Source organism: Tenacibaculum sp. FZY0031, assembly GCF_036350695.1.
Taxonomy (GTDB): Bacteria; Bacteroidota; Bacteroidia; order Flavobacteriales; family Flavobacteriaceae; genus Polaribacter.
Genome location: NZ_JAZDVY010000008.1, coordinates 1 through 18,958 on the forward strand (window position 1 = coordinate 1; position 18,958 = coordinate 18,958).

An 18,958-nucleotide genomic window follows, 5' to 3' on the forward strand; every position below is an offset into this window, starting at 1 on the left:
TGCAATTAAGGAAGAAGTTGTCAGTTCGAGTGGTTTTCACGATTGGAATGAGAGAAAATTGTATCGAGAACTAGTTTATATGCATCTCGATACAAATGTCTTTCTTCTATCGAAAAAGAAATTCACTCGATGTGACAATGTAAACTCATAACAAAAAGATTGCTTGATTTCCACTTCGATTGTACTTAGTGTCCATTCGCAATTTAAGGAAGAAGTTGTCAGTTCGAGTGATTTTCACGATTGGAATGAGAGAAAATTGTATCGAGAACTAGTTTATATGCATCTCGATACAAATTTCTTTCCTCTATCGAAAAAGAAATTCACTCGATGTGACAATGTAAACTCATAACCAAAAGATTGCTTGATTTCCACTTCGATTGTACTTAGTGTCTATTTGCAATTAAGGAAGAAGTTGTCAGTTCGAGTGGTTTTCACGATTGAAATGAGTGAAAATTGTATCGAGAACTAGTTTATATGCATCTCGATACAAATTTCTTTCCTCTATCGAAAAAGAAATTCACTCGATGTGACAATGTAAACTCATAACCAAAAGATTGCTTGATTTCCACTTCGATTGTACTTAGTGTCTATTTGCAATTAAGGAAGAAGTTGTCAGTTCGAGTGGTTTTCACGATTGAAATGAGTGAAAATTGTATCGAGAACTAGTTTATATGCATCTCGATACAAATGTCTTTCTTCTATCGAAAAAGAAATTCACTCGATGTGACAATGTAAACTCACGATTTAAAGATTGCTTGATTTCCACTTCGATTGCACTTAGTGTCCATTTGTAATTAAGGAAGAAGTTGTCAGTTCGACCATAGGGAGAAATCTCATCCAAAGGAGTAACTCTTCATTTTAAGATTTCTCGTTTCACTCGAAATAACATATTTTTACGTCCATGCAAACCAATCACGCAAAAAATCTATCAGGAATAATTTTAGCTACGTTATTTATCAGTACTTCAGGAGTACTAGGAAAGTACATAGCCATGCCATCGGAGGTTATTGTGTGGTTCCGTTCTGTATTTGCTATGGTGATTTTATATGTGTTTTGTCGATTTAAAAAGATTGATTTAACCATACAATCCAGAAGACATTTGTTTCCGTTTTTAATGGGCGGAATTTTTATGGGAGCACATTGGATTACCTATTTCTACGCATTAAAACTATCGAATGTAGCCATTGGAATGTTGTCGTTGTACACTTTTCCAGTAATGATTGCTTTTTTAGAACCGCTATTTTTAAAGATAAAATTCAACCCCATTCACATAGTATTAGGTCTAATGGTTTTACTAGGACTGTATATTCTAGCCCCTGAGTTTGATATTAAAAACACCCAAGTTCAAGGAGTATTGTTTGGCTTACTCTCTGCCCTATCGTATTCTATAAGAATTTTAATATTAAAGCAATACGTAATACAATACAACGGAGTAATGCTCATGTTTTACCAAACAGTAATCATTACGGTTTTATTAGTTCCAGTCTTATTTTTTATGGATGTTTCCGGATTTCAGGAACAACTCCCGTATTTGTTATTATTAGCGTTGTTAACTACCGCTATCGGGCATAGTTTAATGGTACATTCCTTACAGTTTTTTACCGCATCAACCGCAAGCATAATAAGTAGTATTCAACCTGTTTTCGGAATTTTGTTAGCATTTATTTTCTTAAACGAAGTTCCCACGTGGAACACGTTTATTGGAGGAAGCTTAATTTTAGCAACGGTGATTATTGAAAGTATTCGAAGTAGAAAAGGCTAATGCAGTCTTTGCTGCTGCTGAATAATGGTTTTCATACTCACATCTTCGTAATTTCTACGAACAAAAGTTAGTGCGCTATCTAGAACCTCTCCCATACCATCACTATCTCTAAAGTTGATATCCCCTGTAAATTCAAAAATTTCAGATTTTAATTGTTCGATATTTTTAGGAGTAGAAATATTATCTGATTTCATAGCAGTAAGCAAACGGTTTAATCGAGAACGAGAACCTAAAATTCTTTTAGCAACAATTGATCGTTCTTCTATTTGATATTGCTCAATTGACTCTGAAGTAAGCTTGTCTCCTACCAGTTGAACGAGCTTTAAATTTTCCTTAAAAAACTGCGGATAGTACACTTTAAACTTCCCTTCGTAACACTGCTGGTCAAAATCTATCGGACGAATTTTATACACCACATTTTCAAAATCGTGTGTTGGCACTACCACATAGTTATACGAACGCATATCGCCTAACAAACGAATCATACAACGCTCGTTAAACTTTACAAATTCTTTAGCCAGCTGTGCTTTTTCAATATCTAAACAATCTTCTAAATAATCATTGATAAAAACATCTCCAGGAATTCCAGAGATATGTTCCTCTATCAAGGTGTCTTCATATACCAAAAAGTTTAGGTTGTAAGGAGATAAAATATCCTCTAATTCAAGTCCGTAAATACGAGAAGCATCGGTTTTCTTTACGTAAAAATAGGTGTAGTTATCATTTAAAATATTTCGGATTTTTATACGAAAAGGTTTAGAGTTACCAAACGTACAAAAATCGATAGCATCAACATTTAAGTGTTTAATACTGGCATCAGAACCGTTAGAGTGTAAGATGTTGTATACCTTTTTTAGGTATAAATCAATTTCTGCTCGCTCAAACTCATTATAAAAAACACGGATCCATAAGGTATCGTTATCGTGTTTATCATACACAGCAACCGATCCTTGAAAACGTAACAAATCATCATAAAAAATAGGGATTTTTATAGTTCTGTTATGCCTTTTCAAGTAGTTTCCTAATTTTTTGGTAACAGGAAAAGCTGGTTTTTTTTGTGATATGAGTTTATATTCTGACATGCATGGAAATTATTTCTCAAAAATAATTAATTTTAAAAGAATTTATATTGATAATACAATACTTTAAAACAAAACAGCTACATAAATTAAATGTAGCTGCTTTTTATTATATTTTTTATCGAGTTATAATTTCTCCATTAGATACTTGATTAAATCACGAGTTGAACCTACATAATTGTGATATTTATCTCCATTAATAAAACCCACTTGTTCACCAGGTCCTGAAATACTTGATGGCGGATTATTTGAAGAGCTAGAAGAATCAGAAAAAGATTCTTTAGCAACTCTATACGCAGTGTCGTAGTAACCAAATGGGACTATGTCTAAAGACATAGAATAATTATTCATTAATCTAATTCCAGATTTTGCGTCTTGTACAGCTTTAGTAATTACTTCTTCTTTTGATTGACTGTTGACTGATATTGCAAAGAACATCAGCAATGTAGTAATAGTTACAATTTTTTTTCTCATTTTTAATTAAATTACAATTTTTTGCCTACTCTTTTTTCCATTTTCGACTGCCTGGTTTTTAAAGCGAAGCTAAATGTTTGTTTGAAAAAAAATAGGGAGTAAAATCACTTTAACTATTATTTAACTTCAAACATTTTTCCCGGTAAAGGTTTTATAACCCCTTTTAACTCCATTTGAACCAAAACAGAGGATAGTTGATAAGTAGGAAGATTACAATCTAATGCAATAACATCTAACAACTGTTTACCATTTTGCTGTAAATAATGGTGTATTTTTTGTTCGGTTTCATTCAAATCAACAAATAACTTTTCTTGCTTAGATATGGGAGTTTGCTGCAGGTCCCAATTGAGTGTTTTTACCACATCTTCAGTAGAAGTTAATAAATGTGCTTGATTATTTTTAATGAGATTGTTACAACCTTTGCTATATACATCGGTTGCTCTACCGGGTACTGCAAACACATCACGATTGTAAGAGTTGGCAATATCAGCAGTAACCAACGAACCTCCTTTTTTAGCAGATTCAATAATAATGCTTGCTTTAGATAAGCCCGCTACAATGCGATTTCTTTTTAAAAAGTTTTCTCTCATAGGCAGCTCATCGTGCCAAAACTCAGTAATAAAACCACCATTTTCATTTACTTGATGAATGTATTTTTTATGAGTTTTCGGATAAATCTCCTCCAATCCGTGTGCCAACACAGCAATGGTTTGTAAGTTGTTTTTTATTGCAGCTTTGTGTGCGCAAATGTCTACGCCGTAAGCAAAACCACTTACAATTATGGGGTTGTGTTCTTTTAAGTCTTCAATAAGTTGATTGCAGAAATCGCGTCCGTACGAACTCATTTTCCGAGTTCCTACAATTGAAATAATTTTATCATTGTTTAAGTTAAGGTTGCCGTCTTTAAAAAGTAAAATAGGAGCATCAATACAATGTTTTAGCTGTTGCGGGTAATCATCATCTAAAAAATAAGAAAATGTGGTATTGTTTTGTTGAATATACCTTAGCTCCTCTTCTGCTCTTTTTAGGTTGTTTTTATCAAAAAGATGTTGAGTTATATGAGTTCCAATTCCGTTAATTTTATGTAGGGAGTTTTTCTTTTCTAAAAACACTTGTTCAACACTTCCTACGGAGGTAATTAGCTTTTTTGCCAAAATATCACCTACGTTTTTTGTTGCCTGTAACCGTAGAATGGCTAGCAATTTTTCTGAATTCATATAGCAATAATTTGAGTATCAATATACAAAAAACTGTTAATAAAAATTACAAGATTACTTGAAAGTAATGTACTAAAAAGCTATATTTGTTATTATGACATTAGCCAACTACATTAACGATTTATTATATAGATACGATTGCGTAATTGTTCCTAATTTTGGAGGATTTGTAACGAATAAAATTGGAGCTAGAGTAAATACTACTACGCATACTTTTTATCCACCAAAAAAACAACTAACGTTCAACGCGTATTTACAGCATAATGATGGTTTATTGGCTAATTATATAGCTTCGAGTAAAAACAGTTCTTTTGAAGAAGCTGTTACTTTTATTGCTGAGGAAGTTGCACAATGGAATGAGAAGTTGGAAACTACAAGTATTACTGTTGCTTCTGTAGGAAGTTTGTCTTTAAACGAAGCGAAGCAAGTTGTTTTTGAACCTAATCTATCAAGTAACTTTTTAACGGAATCTTTTGGTTTGGCTGAGGTTTCAACACCGTCTGTAGAAAGAGTAAAAGAAGTAACAATTAAGTCATTACCTGCTACTACTAAAGAAAACAGAAAAACAATTCCGTTGTACTTAAAAAGAACTGCAGCAGCTGCTGTTTTTGTAGGAATTGCTTATGTGGGTTGGAATGGTGTTCAAAACCAACAACAACAAGTATTAGCAAATCAAGAAGAAGCTGTTGAGAAGAAGATTCAATCAGCAACTTTTGTCATTGAGAATCCGTTACCAACCATTAACTTAAATGTTAGTAAAGAAGATAGAAATTTTCATATCATAGCTGGTGCTTTTCAAGAAGAGCATAATGCTGAAAACAAATTGGCAGAGTTAGAAGAAAAAGGGTATGATGCTTCTATTGTTGGAAAGAACGGATTAGGCTTAACTCAAGTAGCTTTTGCAAGCTATGCAACCAAAGAAGAAGCTAGAAAAGCCTTAGAAATTATCAAAAAATCTGTTAGCGAAGAGGCTTGGTTATTGGCTAAATAAACTGCATTTATTTTAGGTAGATTTTTTTGTTGCTGTATCTTTGCAGCAAAATTTAATTGATGAGAGCAAAATCACCAAAAGAATCGTTAACTGTACTTACCGATTTAGTTTTACCAGGAGAAACAAATTATTTAGATAACCTTTTTGGAGGAGAATTATTAGCTCGTATGGATAGAGCTTGTAGTATTGCTGCGCGCCGTCATTCGAGAAGAATTGTAGTAACAGCCTCTGTAAATCACGTAGCGTTTACCAAATCGGTACCTGTAGGAAGTGTGGTAACTTTAGAAGCAAAGGTTTCACGTGCTTTTAAATCATCAATGGAAATTTATGTAGATGTTTGGATTGAAGATCGTCAATCGGGTGAAAAAACGAAGGTAAATGAAGGAATTTACACCTTTGTTGCTGTTGATGAAACAGGAAAACCAGTACCAATTCCTCAAATTGAACCAGAAACCGAGTTAGAGAAACAACGTTACGAGGCAGCCTTGCGTAGAAAACAGTTAAGTTTAGTTTTGGCAGGTAAAATGGACCCTAAAGAAGCCATAGAGTTGAAATCTATCTTTATGGATTAAAACTAGCTTATATATCGTCTACATTGCCACTTTCAGATAAGAAAATGGCAATGTTTTTTGTTTTATCAAACTGCGAAAAGATAATAATCATAATTACTGTGATAGGTACAGAAAGAATCATTCCAGTAATCCCCCAAATTTCTCCCCAAACAGCTAAGGAAAGTATGGTAACTAACGGACTTAAGTTTAGTGATTTTCCAAAAACTTTAGGTTCTACAATATTACCAACGACAACCTGGATGCTACCCACAGCAAATAACACAATTAAAAACGGAGGAAATTCTCCAAATTGTACCAAACAAAAAATGGCAGGGAAAGCAGTAGCTACCAATGAACCAATAGTAGGAATATAATTCAATAAAAAAATAAGAAAAGCCCAAAATGGAGCCCCGTCTACTCCTACTAACAACAAGACAAAATAACTAAGTACACCTGTTAGTAAACTTACATAGGTTTTTAACCGCAAATAATTTGAAATAGAGACTTCAATTTTTTTTAAGATGACTTGAAAGCTTTTAGGATTGTTTTGAGAACTCAAGAATACCTTTTGTAACTTCTTTTTAAAATTACTTTCCTCTAAGAAGATAAATAAGGCATAAATAATAATCATAAAGGTATTGCCTAGCAAACTGCTAATTCCGTTCGCGATATCGCCTAAAACCGAGCCATAATCAAAATCTCCGACTACTGATTGTACCGACTTGATAATGTCGATATGAAAATAGGCATCTAAACGTTTTATAATAGCATCAACATTGGGTTGATATTTAGAGTACGACGTAGTTAAATTTGAGATACTGTTGGTAATGATTTCCGAAATAAATCCAAAACCTAAAATAATAAGTGTAAAAACAAATACATTGCTTAGCCAAAAAGGAATGAAACGTTTGGCAAAAGGTATTTTATAAATGGTTTTGCGAATTTCTCGTGTTAAAAACCAAAAGATAAGCGCAAAAACAAACGGAATTAAAATTCCTTTTCCAATAACCAATGTTGCAATAATAGCTACAGTTACAATAATAAAGTTTGATGCGTTTTTCACACGTGTAAATTTTAGTAATTAGGCGATTACAATTTAATTATAAAATTGAGAACGAGTATAACTTGTTTTACGCTCTCATTAAAAAGGTTAAATATTCTCCTTTTGCAAAGAGGACTTAAAACCAATTAATGGTTACTTCATAGTATTATGAGCGAATCCACTGGGCAGGATTTAACCGGTTACGATCTTTATACAGCATAAAGCTAAGCTGTGTTTTACCCGTTACTTTGTTGGTAAATACTTTTCCTAACTTCTCACCAGTTTTCACTACATCTCCTTTTTTAACATACACTTCTTTTAACTTATTGTAAGCAGAAATATAGTTTCCGTGTTGTACTAAAACAGATTTTCTTCCGTCAGAGTGTAGCTGAATAACCAATACTTTACCGTTAAAAATGCTCTTTACATCAGTGTTTGCTTTGGTAGCAATGTATAATCCGTGACTGTTGATGCTAATTCCAGGAAATGTTGGGTGAGGCTGAACGCCATATTTTCGTGTAATTACTCCTTTAACTGGCCAAGGTAAATTACCTCTATTTTGCTCAAAGTTAGCAAGCAAGGCTTTTTCTTCGGCATTTAAAATAAAACCAGAACTTTTGGTTGTACCTTGGGTAGTTTTTTTACCCTTGTTAGCTTTGGCAATTGCCTCCCTAATTAACTTATCAATTCTAGCAGCAATTCTTTTTTCCTCTCGTTGTTTTTTTTGTAAATCACTTTTGTATTTCTTCTCTTCTTTTTTAATTTTTGAAATAAGTTGCTCTTGGTTTTTCTTATCGTCTTCAATTTCTTTTTTCTGACTTTTCTCATCAGAAAGTAAGGCCTCTTTTGATTTTTTTTGAGCCGTTAACGAGTCGTTTAACTGTTCTACTTCTTTTGCTTTTACGATAATCTCTTCTCCTTGCTTTTTTCTAAAATCTTTGTACTGTTGCATGTACTTTAAACGTTTATAGGCTTGGTAAAAGCTTTCTGAAGACAATAAAAACATGGTTTTGCTCTGTTGTGATTTACTCTTGTATGATTTAACAACCATGTCTCGATAGTCGTTTTTCAATTTCTCTAGTTCGTCATTGTATTTTTTTAATTGCTGCTCGTTCGATTTGATTTCTTTTGAAAGTAATTTGGTTTCTAATTCAATAGTTTCAATTAAGCGTTCTCTTACGCTTATTTTCTGATTCAAATCTTTTAAATCGTCTAAAGCATTGCTCTTTTTTTTCGTTGTTTTAAACAAAAGATTGTTAACCTGCTCTATTTCATTTTTAAGTTTTTTTCGCCTATTTTCAAGCTCTTTCCTACTTTGAGCAAAAGAAGAAATTCCTACAAAAAACAGGCATATAAAAGAGATGTAAAAAACAGGGTATTTCATAATTATAATTGAATTTCTTTATATCCGTTAGGAATGTTAAAACTTACATTTAACTTCGTGTCATATTCTACCGAGCGAGTCGTAATATCAATAATAGTAAACTTATTTTTTTCTTTAGCTCTTATGTTAATTTTTTCAGGAAAAAAAGTAGTATTTTTCTTATAATATTTTGGATAAGTAATATCTAAACGTTGATCTTTTAACGAATTTACAACTAATTGCTTGTTTAGTTTAAAGTGCTTTGGATTTACATAAAAAAACAAGTCGAATAAAGTAGGTTGTTTTTTAGGAGATAATTGATATGATTTTTCTTGAATTTGAATTTCTTGACGTTCAGATTTCACATCCATCAACGCCTCTCCTAGCAACATACTTTGTAATTGTTGAAAGTTAATATCGGTTCCTAGTAGTTTTTTTAGCATTTCAAAATCTCCATCGAAGTAACTCTTTTCATACGGAGAGTAAAATTGAACTTTTGTAGGGGTGATTTTAGCTTTGAAAATAGAGATGATTTTGGTTCCTTTTAACCAAATAACTTCATCTTTTTTAATTTTCATTCGTACAGAGAAGCCTAAACTTTCTTTATTGTTTTTGTAATTAACTTTTAAACGAGCATCTACTGTTTTTTTGTCAAAATTTGTAGCAATATGTTTTTTGGCTACTTTACGTGCCGACATTTCCTTAATAGTGATATCGCCCGTAACGTTTTTGGTAGATTTACAAGAGGTTAAACCTAAAAATAATATAAGTAATAAAGTGGTGTATTTCATAAATTTAGTACTAACGAAATTTATTTTAAAATTTTTTCAGCTCTGTTTTTGTAAGAATTGGCTTTTTTAACATTATTCAATCCTTGATAAGCTTTAGACATCTCTAAGTAAAACTTAGCTTCTATTTCGTTGTTATCAATAACAAAATCAATGCCGTTTTGTAAGGTTTCTAATGCTTTTTTATATTCTTTATTGTTGTTAAACGCTTTCCCGTTCATTAAGTATACAAAAGGCTGTGCAGGAAAAAGAGTCAATCCTAGCTCACTGTATTTTAACAAGTCAGTGTCGTTATTTGTAGCTAACTTATCGAGTAATATTTTTAAGTTGTTGTACGATTTTTCTTTTTCAAAAAGCGATTTAGCATCAAGATTTTCCGTAAGTTTTTTGGGAGGTGTTTCGGTTGTTTTTCGAGTATTTATTTTTTTTTCAATAGAGCGAAGTCTGGCCGTTAATAATTTGGCATCTTTTAACTCAGCCAACACTTTTTTAGCAGAGTTAACATCGTTGTTTTGGAGGTGCAAAAAAACAAGTAACTGTTTTTTCTTTGGGTATGTTGCAGCTATTTTTTGTTGCGCAATAATAGCATCCTCAAAATTAGCTAACTTTCTTAAAATAAAAACTTTGTGTTCAAGCATCCAAACATTAGCAGGTTCTATTTCTAAAGCGAAATCAATGTATGTTAAAGCTTCTGGGTTTCTGCCTAATTTTTCGTAATTTTTAGAGAGCTCAAATAAAACAGCCTTATTGTTTGGAAGTATTCTGTTACACTTTTCCAAACTTTCTATTGCCTTTTGATAGTTAAAAGTGGCTTTGTCTGAAAGAGCGCTAAAAAAATATTGTTGAAACTCAATATTGTTTTTTTCAGCAATATCAACAGATGCTGGAATGCTGTCTTGAGCGTTTAGAAAGAAAGAAAAGAAAAGAAAGAAAAAAGACAATATTGCTTTAGAAAAAAACTTTTTTTCTCTTTTCTCGCTTCTCTTCTCTATTGAGTTTTTATGTAAGTTCTGTATAATCACCTATACTTACCGATGTATAATTAGCATTGTATTTTGCATGGTTACCAATCATTGCATTCTCTAAATTGGCATTGGAAATACGAACATTGGTTTGAATTAATGAATTGGTAATGGTTGAATTTTCAACAATACTGTTTTCACCAATTGAAACAAAGGGCCCTATTTTAGTGTTTTTCAACACTACATTTTTTCCAATATAACAAGGCTGAATAATTTCAGCGTTCTCTAATACAACGTCTTCAGATACTAAATTGTTGCCATTTGCTTGTTCAAAACCTAAAACTTGCTTATTAGTATCTACTGTTGGATCCTTCTTACCACAATCCATCCAAGTATTTACTTTTCCAGGAATAAACTTAGCTCCTTTTACTTTTAAAGCCTCCAAAGCTTCTGTTAACTGATATTCGCCAGAAGGTCTAATATCATTATCGATTAAATAACTTATTTCTTCTAGTAATTTATCTGCATCTTTAAAATAATAAATACCAATAATAGCTAAATCAGAAACAAATTCTTTAGGTTTTTCAACAAAATCTGTAATAAAACCATCTTTTAATTTTACCACACCAAAAGCGCTTGGGTCTTCTACTTGCTTCACCCAAATAGCCCCATCAGCACTAGCATCTAAAGTAAAATCAGCTTTGAATAAGGTGTCAGCAAAAGCAACCACACAAGACCCTCCTAATGATGCTTTAGCACAGTAAATGGCATGTGCAGTCCCTAAAGCTTCTTCTTGAACATAAACAGAACCTTTAGCGCCTAAATTTTCTGCTATTGTTATTAATTTGTCTTTTGTATCTGTAGGAAATCCCTTAGCTGCAGGGCCAATTATAAAAGCAATTTCTTCGATAGGTTGATCTACAACAGCAGTGATATCTTCCACTAATCGTTGTACAATAGATTTGCCAGCAATAACTGTTAATGGCTTAGGAGTTGTTAATGTATGAGGTCTTAATCGAGAACCTATTCCAGCCATTGGTACTATAATCTTCATAATCTTTCTTTTCGTTTTTAACGGTGCAATATACCATTAATAACGCAGTGAAAAAAGTTATAGTCCTTTTGGAATAGCTTCTATTAATGTTTGGGTGTATTTTGTCTTTGGATGTTGGTAAATTTCGTCAGCATCAGCTATTTCTTCAATCTTACCTTTGTTCATAACAATTAATTGATCTGCCATGTATTTTACGACAGATAAATCATGTGAAATAAAAATATAAGTGAAGTTGAATTCTGTTTTTAACTGATTTAATAAGTTCAATACTTGTGCTTGTACTGATACATCGAGCGCAGAAACGGATTCGTCACAAATAATTAGTTTTGGTTGCAAAGCTATAGCACGAGCAATTCCTATACGTTGACGTTGGCCACCAGAAAACTCATGCGGGTAACGATTGAAATGGGTTGCCTCTAAACCTACTTTTTCTAACAAGTTGCACACATACTCTTTTCGTTCTTTATTGGAGGTTAAAATAGTATGAACTTTCATAGGTTCTAAAATAGCATTGCCAACAGTAATTCTTGGATTCAATGAAGAAAACGGATCTTGAAATATAATTTGAATTTCTTTTCGAAGTTTCTTAAAACCTTTTCTCGAAAGTCTGGTAATATCTGTTCCGTTATAAAATATGTTTCCAGAAGTAGCTTTTTCCAGTTGCAAAATAGTTCTACTTAAAGTGGTTTTTCCACAACCGCTCTCTCCTACGAGTCCTAAAGTTTCCCCTTCGTAAATTTTAAAAGAAACATCATTTACTGCTTTAACAACAGTTGGTTTTGAAAACCATGAAGCATGGCGAATAAAATCTTTGTGCAGATTTACTATTTCTAATAAGGGAGGGCGATTGTATATTTTTTGATGAAAAGCTGTGCGTTCTTCATCTGTATAAACTGTAGAATTTATAGTTTCATTGATAAAATCGTTAACCGTAGGTAAGGTTTTTAATCGTTTTTTTGTATTTGGTTTCGAGCTGATTAAAGCTTTTGTATAACTTTCTTTTGGGTGTAAAAATACACGGTTAGCACTCCCCTTTTCTACTGTTTTTCCCTTATGCATTACCACAACAGAATCTGCAATTTCAGAAACCAATGCTAAATCGTGTGAAATAAAAATAATGCCCATTTCAAACTCTTGCTGGAGTTCTTTTAATAGTAAAATTATTTCTTTTTGTACTGTTACATCCAATGCTGTGGTAGGTTCATCAGCAATTAAAAGTTGAGGTTTACAAGCAATTGCCATAGCAATCATTACACGCTGTTTTTGTCCACCACTTATTTGATGAGGATACGAATTGTACATAACCTCAGGTCTTGGAAGTTTTACTTTTGAAAATAAAGAGAGAACTTCTTCTTTAATTTCATGATTGGATAGCTGGGTATGCTGTTGTAACATTTCAGCAACTTGAAAACCACAAGTCAAGGTCGGGTTTAAAGAACTCATAGGTTCTTGAAAAATCATGGCAATGTGGTTACCTCGTATTTTTTGAAAATCTTGTTCATCAAAATCTAACAAAGATTGTTGGTTAAAAAGTAGCTTACCTTTTACCGTTGCAGTCTTAGGAAGCAACCCTAAAATGGCTAAAGAACTTATTGATTTTCCACTACCACTTTCTCCTACAATTCCTAATGTTTTGTTTTTTTCAACACTAAAAGAAACCTGTTGAACTACAGGATGAGAGTTTTTAAAGGAAATTTCTAAGTTTTTAACGTCAAGCATCAATCATAAATTTTAATAAAAGTACAATTAATATTGGCATTTTACTCTTAAAAAAGTAAAGTAGCGTATAACTGATTGTTAGTAAGTGTTTTAATGAGGGTTTGAGTAGGGTAAAAAGAAGCAAAAAATGAGGTTTAAGCAAGTGTTTTTTTATCATATAAAAAGATGTGTAATTGTTAAAAATACATCGTTTTTAAAATTTTATTACGAATTTCTTAATAAAAACATATATTTGCTCCCGCTTTTAAAGAAAAGAAAGCAAAAAACTAAAGAAAAATTTAATTAAAAACCCTTCAAAATGAAACAAAAAATTACCCTAGCACTTATGTGCTTGTTTATGGTAGTTGGTGCCTTTTCTCAACAAAATCAGACGCAAGTAAAAAGAACTTGTGGAGTGATGGAAGATTTAGCATATAGAAAATCTAAAGATCCTAATCTTCAAAACCGTATGGATCAAATCGAAAAATTTACTCTGAGTAAAATTCAAGATTTGGAAAATCGCCAAGGAAAAATAGCGGGTGATATTATTACCATACCGGTCGTAGTACACGTTTTATACACAAATTCGACTAACAACATTAGTAATGCTCAAATTCTTTCACAAATTGAGGTATTAAACAAGGATTTTCGTAGACAAAATACAGATAGAACAAACAAATGGGCACAAGCAGCAGATACTCAAATAGAGTTTGCTATGGCTACAATTGATCCAAGTGGCAACCCAACTACAGCAATTACTAGAAAACAGGTAAACAGTTCAGATTGGGGAACAAAGTACAAAGCATACAACGCAATGAAAAGCTCTGCATCAGGAGGAGTTGATCCATGGAATACTGCTGAATACTTGAATATGTGGATTGTTCCAAAAATGACCAATACAAGTCCAGTAGGAGATAGAACTATTTTAGGGTTCGCACAGTTTCCAGGAGGAGACGCTTCTACCGATGGCTTAGTAATGATTCATGATGCTTTTGGTTCTACAGGAACACTTAATCCTTCATTCAACCTTGGTAGAACAACAACTCATGAAATAGGACACTTTTTTAATTTACGTCACATTTGGGGTGACGGTGGCTGTGGTGTTGATGATTTTGTAGCAGATACTCCAGAATCAGATGCAGCGAATTATGGTTGTAAAACAGGACATGTTTCTTGTGGTACAGAAGATATGGTTCAAAACTATATGGATTACTCAGATGATGCATGTATGAACTTATTTACTTTAGGACAAAAAAACAGAATGCGTGCCGTTTTAGAAGCAGGAGGAGCAAGACGTTCATTAGCCTTGTCTGATAAGGCAGATACACCAGCAGTTTGCAATGCGACAGTACCAACAGGTGTAACTACATCTTCAATCACTGCTACTGGAGCAACAGTTTCTTGGACTACGATTTCAGGAGCAACATACGATGTAAGATATAAAGCAACAACGAGTTCTTCATGGACAACAGTTGCTGCTACTTCAAATTCTGTAACATTAAGCGGATTATCAGCATCTACTCAATATGAAGTACAAGTACGCAGTAAGTGTTCTTCAACAAACTCAAACTATAGTGCTTCTGTAAACTTTACAACACCATCAGTAACCATTTCATATTGTACTTCAAGCGGAAATACTAGCTATGAAACAGGAATAACAAAAGTGGTTTTTGGTACTATAAATAATACAGATGGTACTGCAAAAGATAAGGGATATGAAAACTTTACAAATTTAAGTACGACAGTTTCTCCATCTTCATCAACAAATCTTACAGTATCCGTAAATACGGACGGAAATTATAGAATTGATGTTTTTGCTTGGATTGACTGGAACCAAGATGGAGACTTTACTGATAGTGGAGAAGCATACGATTTAGGTAATATTAGTAATGTTTCTAATGGAGCTTTACCTGCAAAAGCGATCGTTGTTCCTGCAAATGCGAAATTAGGAAGTACAAGAATGAGAATTTCAGGAAAATACAATTCAGATCCTACCTCTTGTGCAACAAGCTTTGATGGGGAGGTAGAAGATTACACAGTAGTCGTTGGTACTGCACAAGCAGATACTCAAGCACCAACAGCACCAGCAAATTTAACCGCAGCTAGTGTAACACAAACTTCGTTAACTTTAAATTGGTCAGCATCAACAGACAATGTTGGAGTTACAGGGTATGACGTATATCAAGGAGCTTCTAAAATAGGTTCAGTAACAGGAACAACCACAAATGTAACAGGATTAACAGCAGGAACAGGATATACGTTTTCAGTAAAAGCTAAAGATGCAGCAGGAAATGTTTCTGCATCAAGTACAGTAAATGTTACCACACTATCTAATTCGGTATCGTATTGTACTTCTAAAGGAAATGATTCGTCTTATGAATGGATTGATAATGTTGAATTAGGAGGAATGAAGAATGCAACTGGAGATAATGGAGGGTATGCTAATTTTACTTCAAAAACAGTTACTCTAGCAAGAGGAAGTTCAAACCAAATGATTGTTAGCGCAGGCTTTAAAAGTACAGCGTATACAGAATATTGGGCTGTATGGATTGATTTTAACCAAAATGGAACATTTGAAAGTAGTGAAAAAGTAGTTTCAGGATCTTCATCAAGTGCAAACAATTTAACATCAACAGTAGCTGTACCTTCAGGAGCTACACTAGGAGCAACAAGAATGCGTGTTTCAATGAAATTTGATGCAGCTCAAACAACTTGTGAAACATTTAGTTATGGTGAAGTAGAAGATTATACAGTAAACATTGTTTCGAGTGCAAGACAAGATGCCATAGTAAGTGCAGAAAGATTGGGAGATGAAGCAACTCAAAGCGTAACGGTATATCCAAACCCTACGATTGATTTTGTAAATGTTAAACTAAACTCTTTCGTAGAAAAGACTACATTTAGAATTGTAGATATTAGGGGAAGAGTAGTTAAATCAGGAACTTTAGATGCTACAAACATTAATGTTTCAAAATTAAAAACAGGAGTATATATCCTTGAAGTTAATGATGGCCAAAAGCTATTAAAAACTAAACTTTTGAAGAAATAAACTTAAAAAGTAAAGTATAGAAAAATAAAAGCCTTAGAGACTCCTCTAAGGCTTTTTGCTGGTTATTAGCATGTTATAGTGAATTTATTTTTTGTTTTTATAGGTTTTTAGTAAAAAAAATATATATTTGCTAATGTTTTAACAAAAAATTAAGAACAACTTTTTTTAGTAAAAAACGAGTTCTTAATAAACTTAAAAAACCCTTCAAAAATGAAAAACAAAATTACCCTAGCACTTCTGTGCTTATTTTTTGTTGGTGCTTCGTATGCCCAAGAAAAAAGAAACTGTCACTCCATGGAAAATTTAGAGTACAGGCAATCCCTCAATCCTTCTTTAAAAAGTAAAATGCAAGAAATTGAGTCTTTTACTCAAAAAAGAATTGCAGAAAAGAAGAACTACCAAGGAAAAATAGTAGGAAGTATTATTCAAATTCCAGTAGTTGTACACGTTATTTACAGTAATTCTCAAGAAAACATCAGTGTGGCACAAATTCAGTCGCAAATAGATGTTTTAAATGAAGATTACAGAAGAACGAACTCAGACAAAACAAATAAATGGTCTCAAGCAGCTGATACAGAAATAGAATTTTATTTAGCTCAAGTAGATCCAAATGGTAATCCAACAACAGGTATTACAAGAAAATCGTCATCTAAAACTTCATGGGGAACGAGTGATGCGATGAAAAAATCATCACAAGGAGGAGTAGATCCATGGGATACCTCTGAGTACCTTAACATGTGGGTCTGTAATATTGGTGGTGGAATCTTAGGTTATGCACAATTCCCAGGAGGTAGTGCTGCTACTGATGGAGTAGTGATGGGACCTCAATATTTTGGTAGTTCAGATAAAGGATCAGGTTTCTACTTATCATCTCCATTCGATAAAGGAAGAACAACTACTCACGAAGTAGGTCACTTTTTAAACCTTAGACATATCTGGGGTGATGGTGGTTGTGGTGTTGACGATTTTGTTTCTGATACTCCAGAATCTGATGCTGCAAACTACGGATGTGCTTCAAGTCATTCTTCTTGTGGTTCGGCAGATATGGTTGAAAACTACATGGATTACTCTGATGATACTTGTATGAACCTATTTACTTTAGGTCAAAAAAATAGAATGCGTGCGGTTTTAGAATCAGGAGGAGTACGTAGAAGTTTAGCCTTGTCTGATAAAACAGGAGGTTCTACTTCATGTACAGCAACAGTGCCAACAGGAGTTGCTGTTTCTAGTATTACTTCTTCAGGTGCATCAGTATCTTGGACAGCAGTTTCTGGAGCTACATACGATGTAAGATACCGTCAAACAGGAACTTCGTCATGGACAACCAATGCAGTTTCTGGAACTTCAACATCTTTAAGCGGATTATCAGCTTTAACTCAATACGAAGTACAAGTACGTAGCAAATGTTCAGATGGATCAAATTCAGCATACAGTGCCTCTTCAACTTTTACCACTCCTGAAGTAACAATTTCTTATTGTTCTTCAAAAGGAAACAGTGTTTCTGATGAATATATTGGAAGAGTACAATTAGGAACTATTGATAATAGCACAGGAGGAGGAGGAAATGGGTATTCAGACCATACAGGAATTACAACAAATTTAGCAAAAGGAACTTCTCATACGATTACGATAACTCCAACTTGGACAGGAACTGTATACAATGAAGGATACGGTGTTTGGATCGATTACAATCAAGATGGAGACTTTTCAGATTCAGGAGAGACTGTTTGGACGAAGGCAGCTTCTAAAGATACACCTGTTAGTACCTCTTTTACAGTACCAGCTTCTGCAACAGAAGGAGCAACAAGAATGCGTATCGTATTAAAATACAATGCAACACCAACAGCGTGTGAGGCTTCATTTTCTTATGGTGAAGTAGAAGATTATACAGTAGTAATCGGTGCAGGAACACCCGATACAACAGCACCCACTACACCAACAAGTTTAGCAGCATCTAGTGTAACACAAACAACATTAACGTTAAATTGGTCAGCATCAACAGATAATGTTGGAGTAACTGGTTATGATGTTTATCAAGGAACTACCAATATTGGTTCTGTAACAGGAACTACAATGAATGTAACAGGATTAACAGCTGCTACTACGTATACTTTCTCAGTGAGAGCAAAAGATGCTGCAGGAAATGTTTCCGCTTCTAGTAGTGCTATAAATGTAACTACTTTATCAAATTCAGTATCGTATTGTGCTTCTAAAGGAAACAACTCTTCATATGAGTGGATTGATAATGTTGAATTAGGAGGAATGACTAATGCAACTGGAAATAATGGAGGATATGCTGATTTTACTTCAAAAACAGCCACCTTGGCCTTAGGAAGCTCAAACCAAATGACTATTAGTGCAGGATTTAGCAGTTCTTCATACACAGAATATTGGGCTGTTTGGATTGACTTTAATCAAAACGGAACATTCGAAAGTAGTGAAAAGGTTGTAACAGGATCCTCGTCAAGTGCTAATAACTTAACAGCTACAGTAGATGTTCCTGCAGGAGCCACTTTAGGAGCCACAAGAATGCGTGTTTCTATGAAATATAACGCTGCTCAAACAGCTTGTGAAACATTTACCTATGGAGAAGTAGAAGATTATACAGTAAATATTGTTTCTAGTACAAGACAAGAATCTTCAGCTAGTGTAAATGGAGAAAGATTGGGTAATGAAAGCACATTAGACTTAATGGCGTATCCTAACCCAGCAGTAGACTTTATTCAAGTAAAATTAGCGACGAGAGCTGATCATATGACTTATAAAATTGTAAATACTATTGGTAGAGTAATGAAAGCAGGACGCTTAAACTCTTCAAACATCGATGTTTCAAAATTAAACACAGGGATGTATATTTTAGAAGTGAATGATGGTCAAAAATTACTAACAACTAAAGTATTTAAAAAATAAATCTTACCAAAAGCCTGA

The 18,958-nt window shown here is 33.4% G+C and carries 14 protein-coding genes; 5 read left to right on the plus strand and 9 right to left on the minus strand.

Translation table 11 applies throughout. The features are described from left to right. Window positions 1-901 precede the first annotated feature (901 nt). Window positions 902-1,762 (plus strand): DMT family transporter, encoded by an 861-nt coding sequence (locus V1T75_RS12165; protein WP_330488800.1) that lies wholly within the window; start codon window positions 902-904, stop codon window positions 1,760-1,762. Here V1T75_RS12165 and V1T75_RS12170 read toward each other — a convergent pair. The 3 genes from V1T75_RS12170 to dprA all read right to left on the minus strand — a co-directional run bounded on the left by V1T75_RS12170 (window position 1,759) and on the right by dprA (window position 4,532). Further along, window positions 1,759-2,844 (minus strand): hypothetical protein, encoded by a 1,086-nt coding sequence (locus V1T75_RS12170; RefSeq protein ID WP_330488801.1) that lies wholly within the window; start codon window positions 2,842-2,844, stop codon window positions 1,759-1,761. The genes V1T75_RS12165 and V1T75_RS12170 overlap by 4 nt on opposite strands. Window positions 2,845-2,967: 123 nt before the next feature. Next, the gene (locus V1T75_RS12175; RefSeq protein WP_330488802.1) at window positions 2,968-3,279 is read right to left on the minus strand and encodes a hypothetical protein; all 312 of its coding nucleotides are present in this window, start codon (window positions 3,277-3,279) and stop codon (window positions 2,968-2,970) included. 152 nt (window positions 3,280-3,431) lie between these two features. Continuing rightward, the gene (gene dprA / locus V1T75_RS12180; protein ID WP_330488803.1) at window positions 3,432-4,532 is read right to left on the minus strand and encodes a DNA-processing protein DprA; all 1,101 of its coding nucleotides are present in this window, start codon (window positions 4,530-4,532) and stop codon (window positions 3,432-3,434) included. A gap of 94 nt (window positions 4,533-4,626) precedes the next feature. On the opposite strand from dprA, the gene V1T75_RS12185 reads away from it, so the two are divergent. Beyond that, window positions 4,627-5,523 carry an SPOR domain-containing protein gene (locus tag V1T75_RS12185; protein ID WP_330488804.1) on the plus strand — a complete coding sequence of 299 codons (897 nt, stop codon included), beginning with the start codon at window positions 4,627-4,629 and terminating at the stop codon, window positions 5,521-5,523. A gap of 59 nt (window positions 5,524-5,582) precedes the next feature. Beyond that, complete coding sequence (locus tag V1T75_RS12190; protein ID WP_099214905.1) at window positions 5,583-6,095, plus strand: acyl-CoA thioesterase; 513 nt, start codon at window positions 5,583-5,585, stop codon at window positions 6,093-6,095. Between the two features lie 7 nt (window positions 6,096-6,102). On the opposite strand, the gene V1T75_RS12195 is transcribed toward V1T75_RS12190, so the two are convergent. The 6 genes from V1T75_RS12195 to V1T75_RS12220 all read right to left on the minus strand — a co-directional run bounded on the left by V1T75_RS12195 (window position 6,103) and on the right by V1T75_RS12220 (window position 13,002). Beyond that, a complete protein-coding gene (locus V1T75_RS12195) occupies window positions 6,103-7,137 on the minus strand; it encodes an AI-2E family transporter (protein WP_330488805.1) in 1,035 nt (344 codons plus the stop codon). 145 nt (window positions 7,138-7,282) lie between these two features. Beyond that, window positions 7,283-8,500: a murein hydrolase activator EnvC family protein gene (locus tag V1T75_RS12200; RefSeq protein ID WP_330488806.1), complete on the minus strand. Its 1,218-nt coding sequence runs from the start codon at window positions 8,498-8,500 to the stop codon at window positions 7,283-7,285. A gap of 2 nt (window positions 8,501-8,502) precedes the next feature. Continuing rightward, window positions 8,503-9,270 carry a DUF4292 domain-containing protein gene (locus V1T75_RS12205; protein WP_330488807.1) on the minus strand — a complete coding sequence of 256 codons (768 nt, stop codon included), beginning with the start codon at window positions 9,268-9,270 and terminating at the stop codon, window positions 8,503-8,505. A 20-nt stretch (window positions 9,271-9,290) separates the two neighbouring features. Further along, window positions 9,291-10,289 (minus strand): tetratricopeptide repeat protein, encoded by a 999-nt coding sequence (locus V1T75_RS12210; RefSeq protein WP_330488808.1) that lies wholly within the window; start codon window positions 10,287-10,289, stop codon window positions 9,291-9,293. Beyond that, window positions 10,267-11,283: a sugar phosphate nucleotidyltransferase gene (locus tag V1T75_RS12215; RefSeq protein WP_330488809.1), complete on the minus strand. Its 1,017-nt coding sequence runs from the start codon at window positions 11,281-11,283 to the stop codon at window positions 10,267-10,269. Before V1T75_RS12215 ends, V1T75_RS12210 begins: the two co-directional genes overlap by 23 nt. 57 nt (window positions 11,284-11,340) lie before the next feature. Then, window positions 11,341-13,002 carry an ABC transporter ATP-binding protein gene (locus V1T75_RS12220; RefSeq protein WP_330488810.1) on the minus strand — a complete coding sequence of 554 codons (1,662 nt, stop codon included), beginning with the start codon at window positions 13,000-13,002 and terminating at the stop codon, window positions 11,341-11,343. 298 nt (window positions 13,003-13,300) lie between these two features. Between V1T75_RS12220 and V1T75_RS12225 the strand changes: the two genes are divergently transcribed. Beyond that, window positions 13,301-16,030: a GEVED domain-containing protein gene (locus tag V1T75_RS12225; RefSeq protein WP_330488811.1), complete on the plus strand. Its 2,730-nt coding sequence runs from the start codon at window positions 13,301-13,303 to the stop codon at window positions 16,028-16,030. Between the two features lie 210 nt (window positions 16,031-16,240). After that, window positions 16,241-18,940 (plus strand): GEVED domain-containing protein, encoded by a 2,700-nt coding sequence (locus V1T75_RS12230; RefSeq protein ID WP_330488812.1) that lies wholly within the window; start codon window positions 16,241-16,243, stop codon window positions 18,938-18,940. Window positions 18,941-18,958: the final 18 nt, after the last annotated feature.